The sequence below is a fragment of the Agrobacterium sp. GD03872 genome, from assembly GCF_029840625.1.
GTDB lineage: Bacteria > Pseudomonadota > Alphaproteobacteria > Rhizobiales > Rhizobiaceae > Agrobacterium > Agrobacterium fabrum_A.
Genome location: NZ_JAOCCY010000031.1, coordinates 1 through 17359 on the forward strand (window position 1 = coordinate 1; position 17359 = coordinate 17359).

At 51.9% G+C, this 17359-nt stretch carries 13 protein-coding genes; 5 read left to right on the forward strand and 8 right to left on the reverse strand.

Features of this window, described 5'->3' with window-relative positions:
* Window positions 1-100: 100 nt before the first annotated feature.
* From N5D22_RS26845 to N5D22_RS26875, 7 genes are read right to left on the reverse strand one after another with little or no spacing between them, the layout of a single operon-like run.
* Complete coding sequence (locus N5D22_RS26845; RefSeq protein WP_279658981.1) at window positions 101-2194, reverse strand: NAD(+) synthase; 2094 nt, start codon at window positions 2192-2194, stop codon at window positions 101-103.
* A complete protein-coding gene (locus N5D22_RS26850; protein ID WP_279658982.1) occupies window positions 2169-4259 on the reverse strand; it encodes an FkbM family methyltransferase in 2091 nt (696 codons plus the stop codon). Before N5D22_RS26850 ends, N5D22_RS26845 begins: the two co-directional genes overlap by 26 nt.
* On the reverse strand, window positions 4177-4746 hold the full coding sequence (locus tag N5D22_RS26855; RefSeq protein WP_279658983.1) for an NUDIX hydrolase: 570 nt from the start codon (window positions 4744-4746) through the stop codon (window positions 4177-4179). Before N5D22_RS26855 ends, N5D22_RS26850 begins: the two co-directional genes overlap by 83 nt.
* 3 nt (window positions 4747-4749) lie before the next feature.
* Window positions 4750-6201 carry an FkbM family methyltransferase gene (locus N5D22_RS26860; RefSeq protein WP_279658984.1) on the reverse strand — a complete coding sequence of 484 codons (1452 nt, stop codon included), beginning with the start codon at window positions 6199-6201 and terminating at the stop codon, window positions 4750-4752.
* Window positions 6198-8045, reverse strand: coding sequence for a hypothetical protein (locus N5D22_RS26865; RefSeq protein ID WP_279658985.1), 1848 nt, complete (start codon window positions 8043-8045; stop codon window positions 6198-6200). The genes N5D22_RS26860 and N5D22_RS26865 overlap by 4 nt, the downstream gene beginning before the upstream one ends.
* Window positions 8042-9394 carry a nucleotide sugar dehydrogenase gene (locus tag N5D22_RS26870; RefSeq protein WP_279658986.1) on the reverse strand — a complete coding sequence of 451 codons (1353 nt, stop codon included), beginning with the start codon at window positions 9392-9394 and terminating at the stop codon, window positions 8042-8044. The genes N5D22_RS26865 and N5D22_RS26870 overlap by 4 nt, the downstream gene beginning before the upstream one ends.
* Window positions 9395-9428: 34 nt before the next feature.
* Window positions 9429-10409: an NAD-dependent epimerase/dehydratase family protein gene (locus N5D22_RS26875; RefSeq protein ID WP_003499359.1), complete on the reverse strand. Its 981-nt coding sequence runs from the start codon at window positions 10407-10409 to the stop codon at window positions 9429-9431.
* Between the two features lie 280 nt (window positions 10410-10689).
* Between N5D22_RS26875 and N5D22_RS26880 the strand changes: the two genes are divergently transcribed.
* The 5 genes from N5D22_RS26880 to N5D22_RS26900 are packed head-to-tail and all read left to right on the forward strand — an operon-like array spanning window position 10690 to window position 15659.
* Window positions 10690-12120, forward strand: coding sequence for a UbiA family prenyltransferase (locus N5D22_RS26880; RefSeq protein ID WP_279658987.1), 1431 nt, complete (start codon window positions 10690-10692; stop codon window positions 12118-12120).
* Complete coding sequence (locus tag N5D22_RS26885) at window positions 12117-12539, forward strand: GtrA family protein (RefSeq protein ID WP_279658988.1); 423 nt, start codon at window positions 12117-12119, stop codon at window positions 12537-12539. The genes N5D22_RS26880 and N5D22_RS26885 overlap by 4 nt, the downstream gene beginning before the upstream one ends.
* Window positions 12536-13861, forward strand: coding sequence for an FAD-binding oxidoreductase (locus N5D22_RS26890; RefSeq protein ID WP_279658989.1), 1326 nt, complete (start codon window positions 12536-12538; stop codon window positions 13859-13861). Before N5D22_RS26885 ends, N5D22_RS26890 begins: the two co-directional genes overlap by 4 nt.
* On the forward strand, window positions 13858-14595 hold the full coding sequence (locus N5D22_RS26895) for an SDR family oxidoreductase (protein ID WP_279658990.1): 738 nt from the start codon (window positions 13858-13860) through the stop codon (window positions 14593-14595). Before N5D22_RS26890 ends, N5D22_RS26895 begins: the two co-directional genes overlap by 4 nt.
* A gap of 2 nt (window positions 14596-14597) precedes the next feature.
* Window positions 14598-15659, forward strand: a complete 1062-nt coding sequence (locus N5D22_RS26900) for a hypothetical protein (RefSeq protein ID WP_279658991.1) — start codon at window positions 14598-14600, stop codon at window positions 15657-15659.
* A gap of 234 nt (window positions 15660-15893) precedes the next feature.
* Here the strand turns inward: N5D22_RS26900 and N5D22_RS26905 are convergent, their stop codons facing one another.
* Window positions 15894-17171: a glycosyltransferase family 1 protein gene (locus N5D22_RS26905; protein WP_279658992.1), complete on the reverse strand. Its 1278-nt coding sequence runs from the start codon at window positions 17169-17171 to the stop codon at window positions 15894-15896.
* Between the last annotated feature and the right edge of the window lie 188 nt (window positions 17172-17359).

The window sequence follows — 17359 nt, forward strand, 5'->3', positions numbered from 1 at the left end:
AAGTGACTAGCGGATATGCTGCGGATAAAAGCAGCGATCCGGATTTCCCCTTCCCGATAAATCAGCGCGCGCTGCCAGAACGATCTTCTTGGACGCCTTTCTAACCCTTTGGGGACGGCGCAAGCGCCGTATCAAGTTCACGTAACCAGGCATCTGCCGATGCGTCCGAAGGCATGCGCCAGTCCCCCCGCGGAGACAACGAGCCACCGGAGCTGGTTTTCGGGCCATTCGGAACTGCGCTACGCTTGAACTGGCTCGTTTGAAAAAAGCGCCTTATGAAAACTCTCAGCCACGACCTGATGGTTTCCAGATCATAATCCCGTCGGTCAGTATCCGCGAAGTCGGATGGCCAGTTACCCGTTTTAACATCCCTCCAAGCGTGCCACGCAAGAAAGGCAATCTTGGATGGCCTCATCCCATATCGTACTGTGTAAAAGAGATTGAAGTCCTGGAGCGCATAGGGTCCCACAAAATCTTCAGTCTTCTGACTTGGTGCATCTGCATCACCTGGCACCAATTCGGGGCTGATTTCGGTCGACAATATATTCCGAAGAACTTCGGATGCTTCCTCGCCGTAAAGACCACGCGCCGCCACCCATCGAATAAGATGTTGAATAAGAGTCTTTGGAACCGAGCAATTGACGTTGTAGTGACTCATATGATCACCCACGCCATATGTCGCCCATCCAAGAGCAAGCTCGGAGAGATCACCCGTGCCAAGGACAATTGCGTTGTGCCGGTTTGCCAGCCGGAAAAGAAGCGAGGTCCGGGCTCCCGCCTGAACATTTTCAAAGGTGATATCGTAAATCTTTTCACCTTTAGCGGCAGGATGGCCAATATCGCTCAACATCTGCATCGAAGCCGGACCTACATCGATTTCGTCGGCCGTCACCCCCAAAGCCCGCATCAAGCGCCACGCATTTGATTTCGTGGTATTGGTTGTCGCGAACGCAGGGAGGGTCCAAGCAAGAACGTTGGAACGAGGTAGCTTCAACAAATCCATGGCGTGGAGCGCAACCAGAAGGGCGTGAGAACTATCCAATCCTCCGGAAACGCCTATGACAACGCGTTCGATGCCACTGGCCTTCAAACGACGGGCAAGGCCTTGAGACTGTATCTGAAAAGCTTCCTCGCAGAGAGCATCAAGCTGGCTTTTGTCATCTGGAACGAAAGGAAAGCGGGCAATTTTTCGCTGCAAGCCAATATCGTTTGCGGAGGGCTGAAGATGAAAACCGATATGCCGATAATCTTTTGGTGCAAGATCGCGCCGATTCGCGACAAGGCTACCATTCCGCAACCTTTCCGCTGCCAGAAGTTCAAGGTCGATATCCGTGACGATCATGCCGGCGCTGGTAGAAAAACGCTCGGATTCTGCCAAAAGAGTTCCAGCTTCATAGACCATTGCATGGCCGTCCCAAGCTAGATCGGTGGTTGATTCACCAAATCCCGCCGCGGAATAGAGATATGCGGCATTGCAGCGGGCGGATTGTACGCGACATAGCGCGTGACGTTCGGCGGACTTGCCGATAATTGCATTGGAAGCAGAAAGGTTTGCAATAATAGTGGCACCCGCAAGTGCAGCCAGGGACGAAGGTGGCGTCGGCACCCAGACGTCCTCGCAAATCTCAATCGCCAGCACAAAATTCTCTATATCCTGCGCGGCAAACAGGAGGTCTGTGCCGATCGGAACCGTTGCCCCCAAAAGCTCAATCGTCGCACCTCTTTCAACGATTGCTCCTGACGCGAAGTGCCTTGCCTCATAAAATTCGCGATAATTCGGCAGATAGGTTTTCGGGACGATACCCAAAAGACGACCGCGATGCAGCACAACCGCGCAATTAAGAAGGTGCCCCTGCCAGCGCACCGGCATCCCCACCAGAATCAGAGGCATAAGCGTCTCGGTACGCTTTCGCAGCAATTCGAGAGCTGCTTCCGCCTCATCAAGCAACGTTTGCTGATGCAGCAGATCATCAATAGAATAACCCGTCAAGCCGAGCTCGGGAAGGACAAGAAGACCCACCGACTGTTCGTCTGCTGCCTCCAATAGCGGTATTGCGGCTGCAGCATTCGCCAAAGGCGAGGCGGGCGAGACCAGATGCGAAGCAACGGCACAACGAAGAAAGCCCTGCGCGTAAGCCGAAGCGAAAGTCGTGGGTCTCACCTGTTTATTACGCATCATTGTGTTCACTTGCATTTATGCCGCCATCAGCAACCACTCCGATGAGAAGCCAGGAGGGGCGCACCCAAAATAAGGAGGAAAAACGCGGACGCCATTGTTTCCAATTCAGCAAAACCGCTTCGACGACGCCCTGCGCAGCATTTTGCTCCGCCAGGATCGAAGGATCCGGACAAAAGTCATGCCACATGATAAGCCCGCCGCGCCGAACCACCTCCAAGGCCTTTTCGGTGTCGTTAGCTACGACGTCGGCCGTGTGACCGCCGTCGATCAGGACCGTATCGAAGAAATCGCTGCCGAAAGCCGAGGTGTCGAATTCCCTGCTGTCCATCAACAGCTGGGTGACCCGCGAAGTCAGTCCTGCTTCGCGATAAAGGCGTCCTATTCGATTTCCACCATCCGTAATGCCCGATGCGTCTGAATACAAAGAACGCCCCTCAGCATCCTTTTCCCCTTCAGGAAGATTGAGTGTCCACACGTGCGCTTCGGAATGCTGTAAGCAAAGTCGCGCACCAAACCCCTCCCAGGTTCCAAATTCGAGATGACGCTTAGGTCGAAAAGCTCGGTAAAGTTGCTGCAATACCTTCGCATCATGCACTTCCATGCGAAACTGAGTAAGCGGCATGTTAACGAGGTTTATCGGAGCGCGGAACGAGCAATCCAAACCGAGGCGTTCTCCCAACGTATGGGCGTCAACGATTTCGAGCTTGTCCTCAGGCACGTCGAAACTCGATGAGGGGAGACCCTTGGCGGCCTCGCTCAAGGCGATCTCTTTTTGTAAAGGATTCATCGAAGGCGACGGTGTCGTGTTGCGTCGAGCTTCAGCTTGCAGCACAACTGGCTGACTGAAACGTACTCTTGCCACGCCAGGCGACGTAGGACCCTTTCTGATAACAATACCGCGCAGATCCTCAACGTTATCAAGAGCTATAGCAACGGTCGTCTCCCCACCCGGGAGCACGAAAGCTTCCGATCCGATGAGTTCTGAAAAGCCCTCTCTTACGCAAAGGACCCCAATATCTGCGCCGGACACGCCGACCGACAGGCGCACGATTGCCGGCCCTTCACAAACTGGTTGCACTTTCCAGATCAGGCCATAACCCCAGGCAGGTGCATCAATAATCAGATCACCAGTTTCCTCATCCACAACACCCGCACCAGCCGGCTCGACTGTAGCAGCAACGTCAGCCGCAGATGCAGCCGTCGCGACAAGAACCGGCGAAACATAGACAGGTTCCCGTTCATGTATAAGCCTTAGACCATCAACGGCAACCGGTGTGCCTTCAGGACGACGCAAGAGGAAATTCTCGCCATCCATCACGAGAGCCTCGTGATAACCGACCGATGCCAACCACTCGAGTGCTTGCGAGACGCTCTGCTTTCTTTCCGCTAACGCGTGATTAAGTTTCACAAGAACCCAGGGGTTAAATTTGTCGAGTGTCTGAAGAGAACCTTTCAGCACTTCGAGATCGAAACTGTCGACGTCAACCTTAAGAAGATCAAGCCTGTCCCACTCCAGACGCTGCATTTCCGCGTCCACTGTCGAGAAAGGAAACTCCTCCACTTCCGCGGGGCTGCCCCATACGCGGAATATCGCATCTCGACGGTTACCTTCCGTCTCTCCCAAGGCGATCTGCCGGACCTCGACATTTGAAATGCCGTTGAGTTCAAGATTATGCCTTAGCATCCGATGTGTTTCTGTCGGCTCGAACGCGATGACGAAACCTTCCGGCGCACAGCGGCCAAAAAGAGCGGAGTAATACCCGATATTGCCCCCGACATCAAAAATACGCCAGTCGCGACCGATATTGCGGACGCACCACCGTTTGGTCTGCATCTCACAATAAGGATAATAACCCCGCATATGGGCGTAATAAGAACCGAGCCGAATTGGTTCAGCCTCAGGAACCATCGTCCAGATAGGAGCCAGATCAAGCTGAACAGCAGGGGCCGAAGCTTCAACATCCAGACCCGGTTGAGATTCGGCGGAGCGTTGCTGTTCAAAATCCGAAGTGTGCTCTGGTCGCGAGCCAGACGGCGAGCTGAGGAAGGATTGTACAATGTCCCTGATCGATCGCCGCATTTATTTCCTCCACTGTCATAACTTTGAGATCAAAAGTTTCAAGATCGTCATGATCAGCAGCGCCAACAGGACGACAACCCGTCAGGGCAAAAAGATGCGCACGCCCGCAGCCCTGATTTCCGCTGACGGTATAACTGCCAAAGCCAATTGCCTGCTCCGCAACATAACCAGTCTCTTCTCGCAACTCCCGGAGCATAGCCTCGACGGCGTCTTCACCGGGCTCTACATGGCCAGCCGGAAAGGTCATGGAATAACAGCGTGCGCCGTGCTTATATTGCCACAACGTCAAAATACTGCCGTCCGCCAGAATAGGCACGGCTATCGAATAATCAGGCAAATGAACTTGGTGATAGTCGTCGACAACGCGGCCATCCGGTAACTCGACTGTTTCCACTGAGAGCTTTAAATATGGTGGAGCATCATAAAGGGTGTGGGTTTTAACCACCTTCCAGAGCGCTGCATTGCTAATGACACCATTTGAACTCATAGCTCAGCTTTCGCGCATGATTATGACCCGCAGCAAACGTTGTTTTGCTCTACGATCAACAGTCAGGCGTAATTGGATTGAAGAATCCGCGTTGGAGGCTTCGATATCAAACGGAATCTCCAGCCAATGCGAACCTGGAATCCACAATGATCTGGAGGAACTTGACACCACTTTTTCGTCGGCAACCACTTCAAGTGATAATTTCTGCCCAAATGAAACATCCGTCTCAATTTGCAATCGAGCAACGTATCGGCCTGTCGGAAGGTAATGGTAAGGGCCAAAACAAAGATGTCCGCCCACCCCTCGTTCAGAAACGATATCTAGCCCCTCTCGACGCGAGCCTTCTCCTGGCAACATGATCGATATCCAGTCAACTGTCATTCCAGGCTCAAATTGCTCTACCACTGACAACGATTTCTCGGGAAAGAGCCGGCGAGGATTAGCGTCGAAAGCGCTTAAATAATCGTCATAATTGTTTTCACTGTAGGGGTTCGGCGGAACAAGCGCGTCAAGCGCCCAGCTATCATCCAGACCAGGTACAGAAATACCTCTTTCTCGCAACGCAACTATCAGAGCAGCTGCGCAATCCGACAGCCCAAACGTCTCATACAAAAAAATAAGCCGAAGGAAAACGGTTGTATCGCTTTGCTCAACCAATTCGTCCATCACTTCTGGATCCATGACAGGGTCGAGCATGTAAAGCGCATCACAAAACATCACTGGCCCATCAACTGTTTGGGCAAAAAGTGGGATTGCAAATCGTCCCGGCAATGCGCCCCGCGTATAACGATGAACATCCACATCAAACAAGCGATAACCGTGATCACGCAAGAGCCTGTCAAGGTCGCCCCAAACAGTGCCGTGTCGATCGCGCATCTCGTGTAGTTGGGCTTCGGTAATTAAAGCAAGCGGACGCTTTGGCCCCGAAAGAAGGTCTTGAGCGCCGACAAAAACTTCGAAGTCAAAGCCATCGACGTCGCATTTAACCACGTCAACACGCCCAAACTCATTCGCGGCCAGCCACTCGTCAAGAGAAAGGCGTTGGTCAGCAAACCGTAGCTCCGCTCCGCGATTGAAAACATCCGCAGTAAAGGAAAGACCGGTCTTCTCTGATGCTCGATGCGCACTGCTCAGCACAAATGCGTTTGAAGCCCCTCTTTTTGGCTCTGTATCTATTCGAACCGAGAAAGGAAGCGGCCGGGCTCCATTCCCAACCCACGCAGCAACGTAGCGGATGTCCCGCCCGCTCCCGACCTCGGCATTCAATCTATCTACTTCTGAAACCAATGGGTCAAAACCAACAGCACGGAAACTCGCGCCAAACTGATCCCAAAAGCTGTCGATCCCGCCACTGCAACCAACATCGAGCAAAGAGAGGTTCAGGTTTTCGAGAAGGCCCCGCTTCTTACATTCAAGCAAGAAAGAAGAACTGTGACGGAAAGCAGATAGCGTCATACAGACCAATCCTCCGCAAGTTTAGAAGTACGCTCGATCAGCACGCCCTCAAGAGCTATTCGCGCCTTTCCAGACGAATGCAGACGAATCTGTACAGGGAGCAATATATCGCGTGGAGCAACATGCAACGGTAGCCTAACCGTCACTTTCCCTCCGAGGATATTCACTTTCGTTTCGTAAACAACTCTTTCACCTTGAACCAGATCGAGGTTGAGTCTGCACTTCCACGAGTGATCCCAGCGTCGAGACAACGTCAAATCTATGCGATAGTTTCCCGGGGCCAGATGGGCATAAGGCCCAAAAAAAATGTGACCGATTTCATCGTTGGAACGGATAACATCCTTTTCCCGGGCACCCGCCTTACCAGGACGCATTTCTGAAGTCCAATCGTCCACTTCCTTAAATATGGACTGAAGAAGATAGCCATGGCGTAATCGTGCAGAAAATGGCGTGCGCCCGCAACCGATGAAACGCTGCATCAGCGATTCAAAGCGATTATGAACCGCGTTGACGCCAATGAAGCGCCTTGGTTCCTTTTTTTCTGCCAAGTGCCTATGCTCGGCGCCTATTGCAGCAAAAAATCCATTGAGAACGCTAGTAAGATCTTCTCCTTTAGCCTTATCCGGCAAACCAAAATTGATGACAAAGGCATCAGCTTGAGTAAGCGTGGCCGAAGATTCCGAACCCGCTTGCCACACCGTCACTCGATTGGAGAAACCAAGTTTGTCCCAACAACGGCTGAATAGAGTAAGCACTTGGTCCTGTAGGCCGATCCAGACAACTCGCGTTTCTCGCGGAGCATTCGCAAAGAGATCGACGAGAAATGGCAAAACGTGTTCCGGCGTACCGATTTCGCGATCATAGGATTCTGAACGATATCTCGCTTCTAACGGCTGCTTGAGCGGCGTTCCTATCGCTTCGGCAAGAGCACTACGATACGCAGTATTTATCGTATCCGTCAGGCGGATTTCTTCCAAATCTATTCCGTTCAGCCCCCAAACCTCTGACTGCTCAGGAATGTCAGGCTGCGCTACCCTATTAATAAATCTCTCGGGATCATTCTCCACACTCTTGTGCGCGTGCATTGGAGTTGTCTGACGAGTGTGATCACAATGATAACCAAAAACCGCAGGCACGGCATCGCTGACTTTTCCATGAAGCATTACAAGCCGCTTCGAAATATTTGAGTCGACGTGCCACCCTAAGAGCATCTGCTCATCAAATCCGTGGATACCAAAGAGATCTTCACGCCTCATGAGCTGAAAGTCGCCAGGTGCATCATAAAGAATGGAGTCAGCGCCGTAGACAATTTCGTTGAGATGGAGATTCTCTCCCACCGCACGCGTTTCAGCGATAACCCCAGCGGGATCAAGCCGATCGAAGCTCTCCCATAATGTTTCAGGTATCTCGAAACGCGGGGCGCAATAAAACCCGTCTTTCAGTCCCGCCAGCTGCTCCGAGAGGGATTGCGACCCACGCGGAACGAAGATCATGTCCGTGTTCGTCGACAATATCCAGCGGTTTGCAGGGTTGGACCGTCTGACCGCAGCGTTGCGTGAAATGGGTTCAAGGGCCTTCAGATGCGTGCGTGATGCGAAAAGCCGATTGTGAAGGCTGGGCCTTATACGGATAATCCGCAAAAGGCGCTTCGCACGATCCGTCAGCGTGTCACAGATCGCCTCCGGGAAGGTAGGGAAATCATCCGGCGTGTTGTAGTCGACGAAAAGAATTTCATCATTTTCGTCAGTCAGCACTTCCGCCATGCAATTCAGGCTGAGAGCAGCCCGCTTGTGGAGATTATAGCCGTAGCTGTCGTTCCTTCCGTAGAGGACGATCGATATCATGGCATTACCCGGTTGTGTTTCGCCGCTGCGGCATCTGAGAGCCAATCCCCCATACCGGGTCTGATCAGCGTTATTGCGGCTGAGAGCTTTGCGGCGTCAACGACGCGCCACGGGTCAATGACAGCCTTGGGCCCTGCTGCGGCGATATCGAGATTGCGATAGGCTTTCCACGGCGTCACTATGGCGACCACATCTGCTCCCGCCATGGCGCTTTCCGCATCCATCTTGATCACGATACCGTCAGCAATTTGGTCTGGAAGGCTGACAAGCGCCTGAGGATCCGTAATCCGCACACGATAACCTATGCTAACCAGCTTGTGGGCGAGCGCCAGTCCCTGGCTTTCCTCGATCACCGGCGTTTCCGGCTTATAGGAGAGGCCGAGAATGGCAACCTGCGCCCCTGGATCAGCCGATGCCGATATGGCCCGCACAAGGCGTTCGGTCTGATGATCATTGATCACATCCGTCGCCTCTGCGAGGTCCGTACGTGCGCCCAGGCTGCGCCCAAGTGCCGCAAATGCCTTGTTATCACGCGGGAAACAGGGACCACCATAACCGATGGCTCCCTTGATGTATTTCTTTCCGATACGGCTATCCGCACCGAGAGCATCCGTCACCACGTCTGCATCTGCGCCATCGAGATGGTCGCACATGTCTGCGATCATGTTCGCATAGCTGATCTTGGTGGTTACGTAGGTGTTGACGGCGATCTTGCAAAGCTCCGCATTGACCCAGTTCATGCGCTGGAATTCGGGACCGCTCTCCGTCGAGCCACGGTAGACGCTCTCGAGCATATCCCCGGCCTTGGGGTCGCTTTCGCCAATGAGAATCATGTCTGGATAAAGCATGTCGCGAACGACAGTACCGAGCGCGATGAACTCCGGATTATAACACAAACCGAGATCCGAACCCACTGTGCGCCCCGATGCGCGCTCAAGCGTTTGCCTCAGCACGCCGCCCGTAGAGCCGGGCATAACGGTGGAAGTGACGACCACGTTGTGATAGCCGATCTTGTCATGCAATGCGGCACCGATGCTCTCCAGAGCGGAGATCACATAATCATTGCGGAAAAATCGGTCCGGCCCACTTGGCGTCGGTACGATGATGAAAGTGACATCCGACGAAAGCACTGCCTCCCGCATGTCGGTCGTTGCCCGAATGCGCTCACCATGCTCGGTGATCAACTCCTGGAGTTGCGGCTCGGGAACTGGCGCTACACCACGATTGATTGAATCCACAAATGCGGAATTCAAATCCATACCAATGACGTCAAAGCCCTTTTTGGCAAAAACGGCGAGCATGGGCGCACCAAGTTTGCCCAGGCCTATAACGGAGAGTTTCGGCTTCATCTTCATATCTCGCTACGGATCGGGCCGTTGGCCGTCACTTGTTTTTTCCACGCGCAAGCTCGGCCTGGCGCGCAATCCAGGGATAAGTGCGGGCCAAGCCCTGCTCAAGCGTAAGGCTTGGCTCCCATCCCAGCTTCTCCCGAATGAGGTCATTGTGGGAATTGCGCCCACGTACACCTTGCGGGCCAGGAATATTGCGAATTTCGAGATTCTTGTCGGCAACCCGCATCGTAATTCGAGCGAGTTCATTGATCGAAACCATTTCTTCCGAGCCAATATTCACCGGCCCAGCGAAGGTTTCGCATCGAGTCAGCCGCAGAGTTGCCTCAAGGCACTCATCGACGAATAGGAACGATCGTGTCTGCAGGCCGTCGCCCCAAATTTCGATTGCACCGCCGGATTCGGCCTCTGCGACCTTGCGGCAGAGCGCGGCGGGTGCCTTCTCCCGTCCTCCGACCCAAGATCCTTCCGGACCGAAGATATTGTGATAACGCGCGACACGGCATTCCATGCCATGGTTGCGGTTATAAGCGAGATAAAGACGCTCGGAAAACAGTTTTTCCCAGCCATATTCGCTGTCCGGATTCGCCGGATAAGCGCTGTCTTCCCGCGTTACCGGAGCATTCGGGTCCGTCTGATTATGTTCGGGATACATGCAGGCCGAGGAGCTGTAAAAGACCCGCTTTATGTTCCGGCGGAAACAGGCATCCAAGACGTTGAGATTGATGGTAGCCGAATTATGCATGATATCGGCATCGTTTTCGCCTGTAAAAATATATCCTGCGCCGCCCATATCGGCAGCAAGCTGGTATACTTCGTCAAATCGACGATCGATCACCGCACGACAATTGGATTGCTCCCGCAGGTCTGCGATGACGAAATCGTCAGCCTCCGTTGCGGCATATTCCGGGTATTTGAGGTCGACCCCCCTCACCCAAAAGCCTTCGCGTTTCAGGCGCTTGACCAGATGTGCGCCGATAAATCCACCTGCTCCGCAGACGAGTGCCGTTTTCATGTGTCTCTTCCCAACAAGAAAAATCCGCAATTATGCGCCCGCAGCAGCTATCAGATTATGTTGGAAGTTTTCAATAGGTTTCGAATTATTTCCGATCTTTTCAGAATGTTTCTGCGTCAACCGACATCAATCGATTGCACAGTCACGCCCTTTACGTTAGGAGGCCCTAAAAAAAGCATAGCAAGGATTCACGGCATGCGCGACGGAGTCGACGCAAGGTAGCGCCGGTGACTATGCGCAGTCCGCCACAATAAACGCATGACGAAAGAGCGATGGACCGTTGAATTTCGATACCCGAAAAATCCTCGTCGTTGACCTGGACGGAACCCTTCTCCGCACCGACATGCTGTATGAAAACTTCTGGTCGGCCTTCGGTTCAGATTGGCGCTGCCTTTTTAGTGCAATTTCTGCGCTACCACATGGACGCGCCCATCTGAAACGTCACCTCGCGGAAGCTGCAACCGTCGATGCTCGTGTGCTGCCTTACAATAATAAGGTACTGGCCTACATCGAGGAATGGCGAAAGGTCGGCGGTCGTGCGGTCCTCGTCACGGCTTCTGATCAGCAGGTGGCACAGGCGATAGCGGATCATTTGGGTATCTTCGATGAGGTTCACGGCTCTGATGGCGCACAGAATCTGAAAGGCGCAACGAAAGCCGCATTTTTGGAGGAGCGTTTCGGAGAGAGCGGCTTTTTCTATATGGGGGACACTGCCGCCGATCTGCCCGTATGGGAGCGCGCAGAAAAAGCGATTACAGTGGATGTACCCCAAAAAATACGCACGAAAGTCGAGGCTCTCTGCGACACGGTGGAACACCTTCAAAGTGAAAAAGAGACCATTAAACCGTATATCAAGGCACTCAGGCCTCACCAATGGTTAAAGAATCTCCTTGTATTCGTGCCGATGCTTGCCGCTCATAAATTTGACGGGCCTGCCATTGCATCATCCGTAACGGCTTTTGTGTGCTTCAGTCTGATCGCTTCAGGCGTATATATCCTGAACGATCTGCTAGATCTCTCTGCAGATAGGGCACATCCACGAAAACGACACCGACCATTTGCTGCGGGCGCCGTGCCAATAGCACACGGAACCTTGATGGCGGGAGCGCTCGCAGGTTTCGGCTCCTTTCTGACGATTTTTATCGGCTGGGAATTTCTGGTCGTCATGATTGGCTACTATCTGCTGACGACCGCTTATTCGCTCTATCTCAAGCGGCTGATTGTCATTGATATCTGTATGCTCGCCGCCCTTTACACGATACGGATTTTTGCCGGATCGGTGGCAACATCGATTGGGCTGTCCATCTGGCTATTGGCTTTCTCCGTCTTCTTTTTCCTGTCGCTGGCAGCCATAAAAAGACAGGCCGAATTGATAGATAGTGCAGAACGGGGTAATCTGAAGCCAAGCGGCAGGGGCTATCATGTCGACGATTTGCCGATAATCTCGATGATTGCGATTGCCGCTGGTTACGTGTCCGTGCTCGTCATGACACTCTATGTCAACTCTCCAGCAGTGATGGAGCTATATGCGTGCCCGGAGGCGCTGTGGGGCGTCTGCGCCATACTTTTGTATTGGATTACCCGCGCCGTTATGATCGCGCATCGTGGCCTGATGCATGACGATCCGGTCGTCTACGCGGCTAAAGATGGCACCAGTCAGATATGCGCGCTCATAATCCTGGCCTTCACACTGGGAAGTGCATTATTATGACACTTGGTACTCTGACTTTTCGCTACGCGATATTTGCGGTCATAGCGACCATTGCAAACCTCGCAACCCAACGGGCCGTTCTTCAGGTTGGAATTACCGGCGCCAATTTTATCGCCGCCATTGGGATGGGGACAATCGTAGGCCTCATCATAAAATATGCGCTCGACAAGCAATGGATTTTTTACGATCAAGATATGGGATTGAAAAACAATACCCGTAAATTCACGCTCTATACGATCATGGGCGTTCTCACTACACTGATATTCTGGGGAGCCGAAACGGCGTTTTGGTTAATATGGCAAACTGATCGTATGCGTGAAATCGGCGCCATTATCGGGTTAGCTATCGGGTATATTGTCAAGTACAATCTCGACAAGCGCTTCGTCTTCAACGACAAGCGCAAAGAGGTTGCGTTATGAAAGTCGCTGGCTGGGGTCGATATCCAACGGTAGACACCCAACTTTATTTTCCGCGGGATGTTGAGGCACTCTGTGCTTTGATGATTTCCAAGCACAGCGTAATAGCTCGCGGCAACGGCCGCGCCTACGGCGATAGCGCGGTTAATCCATTCAGTACTATTTCGATGAAATATTTTGATCGAATGCTCTCGTTCGAGACCACGACTGGTCAACTTGTCGCCGAATCCGGAATCCTACTGAGCGACATCATCAAGACATTTTTACCCAGAGGTTGGTTCCCGATGGTCACGCCGGGAACGAAGTTCGTTACCCTCGGCGGCATGATCGCTGCAGATGTCCATGGCAAGAATCACCACAAAGAAGGCAGTTTTAGAACGTGTGTGGACTGGATAGATGTCCTAGGCATTAACGGCGAGATTATTCGATGCTCCCGGGAAACGAATATCGATCTTTATGAACACACCCTGGGCGGAATGGGACTGACGGGCATCATTTTACGTGCGGCGATCCGTCTCAGACCGGTTGAAACTTCCTGGATACGGCAAACAACCGTTCCCGCTCCGAATCTTCAGGCGGCAATGGAAGTATTCGCGAAATACAAAGAATCCACTTACTCAGTCGCCTGGATAGATTGCCTTGGGCAGGGAAAAAACCTGGGGCGCGCTCTGATCATGTTGGGCGAGCACGCATCGATATCTGATCTCTCTGCGCAACATGCCGACGCACCATTTGCACAGCCAGAGAAACGCGAAATCAGATTGCCGGTCACGTTGCCTTCCGGCGTCCTAAACCGCATGAGCGTAAGTCTCCTCAACAGCCTATACTATAAAATGGGTGCCAGGAAAGTTGGAGAACATCTTGTTGATTGCAACACATATTTTTATCCGCTAGATGCAGTACTTGGCTGGAATCGAATATATGGTCGGAAGGGGTTCGCGCAATTTCAATGCGTCCTTCCTCTTGACAGTTCCGAAAAAGGAATGAGCGCCCTGCTTGAGGCCATTTCGCTAGCAGGAGCCGGCTCTTTCTTGGCCGTTCTTAAAAGGCTAGGCCCGCAAGAAAGCAAATTTTCCTTTCCCATGGAAGGATATACTCTCGCTCTGGACTTTCCGATATCAAGGAAAACTCTCCGTTTGCTGGAGCGACTTGATGAAATTGCCGTTGAAAATGGTGGGCGCTTCTACCTGGCGAAAGACAGCCGCATGTCGGCCCGCACGCTGCGGAACTCGGATCCACGCGTCGAAAAATTTATACAGAATCGAGATGAGAATGGTTGGAGAAGCCAATTTGTTTCGTCTCAGGCAGAAAGGCTTTCCATATGACGACACCATCCGTCCTTATTATAGGTGCCCGGTCGGATATCGGCAAAGCTGTTGCCCATAAATTCGCTGCGGCGGGATACGCTATCCAAATGGCAGCGCGTAATGCCGAAAGTCTGGACATCGACAAACGCGATATCGAGCTGCGCTACGGTGTTGAGGTAACACTGCATGAATTTGACGCACTTTTACTGGAGACCCACGAGAAATTCGTGAGCGGCCTTTCACAAATGCCTGACGTTGCAATATCGACGATCGGACTGATGGGGCAGCAGGAGAAAAGCGAACGCGATCCTGCTGCCGCAAGCCAGGTTATGCGTAGCAACTATGAAGGCCCCGCAAGTATCCTTGCGTTGCTCGCCAATCACTTTGAACAAAGAGCCTCTGGCACGCTTGTCGGTATCAGTTCCGTTGCGGGAGAGCGGGGTCGTGCAACAAACTACGTTTATGGTTCCGCCAAAGCTGCGTTCACCGCGTTTCTATCCGGCTTGCGCAACCGCCTGGCCAAACGTGGCGTCCATGTGGTTACGGTGTTACCAGGATTCGTCGCAACTAAAATGACGGAAGGAATGGACTTGCCTGCGGCCCTGACAGCCGACCCGAAAGAAGTCGCAGTTGCGATTGAACGAGCTGTTCTAAGCAAAAAGAATGTCGTTTACGTGCGCCCCATCTGGCAGCTGATTATGATGATCATTCGCAATATCCCGGAGCGTTTTTTTAAAACGATGAAGTTATGACAATGCAGAATAGCGATTCTATTCAGGCGGTTAAATCACTTGATCGATACAGAAGTGATATACGCTCCAAAATCGCACTTTTATCTCCCGTTCTACTGATGGCTTTAGCGATGCTTACAGCGGTCGGATCTTTGAGTTACTCTCGCGGATTTTGGCTGGGGATGCAGGGTTGGGGAGTCTTCAACTGGTATGTCGACTATGGAAGTGGCTTTATAAAGCGCGGTCTCATTGGGACGATCACCTCTCCGTTCCTCAGCGGCCATACTCCGGCTTTTGTCGAGACGTTTGTGTCGACCCAACACCTGGTTTTGTGTTCGCTTCTTGGAATCGGGCTTATTTGGATGGCGAGCCGGACGCTGATTGTCGATGTACGATCCGCCTTTCTTGTTTGGTTATGCTTTGCAACATCGCAATTCCTGCCCACATTGGCATATAATAGTGGCTATCTAGACATACATCTGTTCGTACTTTTGTTCCTCGCAACCATCATGTGGAAAAATGGCAAATTTCTTGCGCTCGGAACAATAGGTCTAGTTGGCCCATTTCTGCATGAGATGTTCGTATTTTTGTGGATGCAAATTCTTGTTTTAAGCTTGGCTCGAGCACGCCATGGCCTGAAACCGCCTGAAATTATCGCCGCACTCGCACCGTTTGCTTCCGTATTACTTATAATATCATTTCACTCGCAAAACGCTGTGGCTTTGGAACTGGCTGAGGTTCCAGTAGACGCCGAGATGCGTGCGGTTTTGTTTAGGCAGCAGTTCGGACAAACGACCGTCGCGGCAATTGCTCAAATGATAAAGATGTTCCGAGAAGACGCCGTCAACGTGATTTCTGCCGCCGCGTACTTTCTGCTGCCGACATTTGCGATCTTCGTATTAAGCTGGCAGCGTTGGCGCGCGAGCGGCCCTGATTGGCCGTGGCGGTTTGTCACGTTGACTTTGGCAACGCTAAGCCCGGCTCTGGTGCTGCTGGTCGCCTGGGATCTCTCTCGCTTTCTCGTGATGACAACGTTTTGTGGGGTTCTCGCGTTTTGGGCACTTGATAGGGGGAAAAAGACCTGATGTCGCGTTTTTTTCAAATAGCTATCATAGGAATATGCATAATAAATCTAATGACGCCCTTTTCCTATGCCTATTTCCATACTCTATACGTATTTCCATCCGTGATTCAAAATGACACCCTGGCAGATATCATGAAGAATTGGAGTGGTTGGTACAATCGGGAAACTACCAATTAGGGGAGCCGCCCCGGCGCGCGTTAAAAGCTGTCCTCGGGGCAACCAAAAAAGATTAGATTCAGCTTTTCAACCGATTAAATACCGATAGAAGCAAATCTGTCGATCTCTCCCAATTAAACTGCCCCCGAAGTCTACTCGCGATTTGACTCCGAATCTCGGCGTCTGGGGGTGTATTTGCCAAGTGCTGCATCGCATGTGCCCAATCTTGGGGTTTATCCGCATCACAGAAGATTACCATGCCGGGCAACAGTTCCGTCATAGCAGGTCGCGCGCTGCAGATGCATGGAACTTCAAGCATCAATGCCTCGAGTGGAGGCAGGCCAAAGCCTTCATACAAGCTGGGGAAAAGCAACCCTTGGGATTGCCTCAAGACCCTGGCGAGTTGACCATCTGTCAGACGACCGACCGGATGTATTTTTCCTCTGTTGTCAGAATTCAACTCCGCAGAAAATCCCCTGGGAGATTTTCCAACAACCACCAAATGATAATCACGAGCGTCTCCGAGGCTCATGGCCTTAATAACGACGTCAATATTCTTATGATAGTCATTGGAACCTATGCATACGAAATATGGTGCGTCAGGCGTGAGTAAGTCAACGCTTTCATCTTCTTCCCATTCCAATACATCGACGCCATTATAAACGACGTGTATTTTTTCCTTCGGGACTCCAATGACGCGCGAAATATCTTCCGAACTGCTCTCACTAACCGTTACAATAAGATCGGCACTTCTTATTGAATGAATATATCTTTGCTTCCATTCATCAATGGTTGATCTCTGGAATATGCCCTCAAAAAGCAGAGGAATGACGTCATGCACCATGACAACCGATCTAGGTGGAAGATCAGAGGGACACCAATGCACGGACGGGAAAAAATGGATAGGCTTTTCACAGGCCGGCCCGACGTCAAGTGTCGCAAGAGCCTGTCGTCTTATTAATTCCCTAAGTATCTCACGCGCAACTCTGCCGACTCCTCGCCTATCGACCAGGGTTCCCGTGCCAAACTGAATGTTAAGCCCCTCGACAGACAACGGAAAGTATTCAGGACAATCGACAGATTCCCCCGACCTAGGCACGGTTCCTTGTTTCGGAAAGCGCTTCCGTATAGCTTTTCTTATTATGCGCTCGGGATTAAGCGAACGAAGTGTCTCGCTGAAGCTGGTTCTGCCACTTTTGTTTTGTCCTCCACCGACGTGACCTCCACTCAACTGTGTTGATATGACATCATTTGCAACACGATTGACCACTTCTTGAGCGTATTTTGAAGCCAACAGGTAGTTGAGTTCTTTGGCAACTTTCAGCTCTTCTTCGTGATTCAGCAGATCAAGGGCCATTACTCGCCTTTCCAAAGAGTGACTATAGTTTTAGCGTTTCCCATTTTTTAGCTTTCCGACAGGGAAAAAGCATTATCCCGTTTAAAACACAGGAATAAAAAGGCCGAAAGATGGAACTCATTAGTCAAGAATGCAAGTTCCCTCTGGCGTGCCCAGATAATTGGCGTCCTTTTCCAATCATCCGCCAA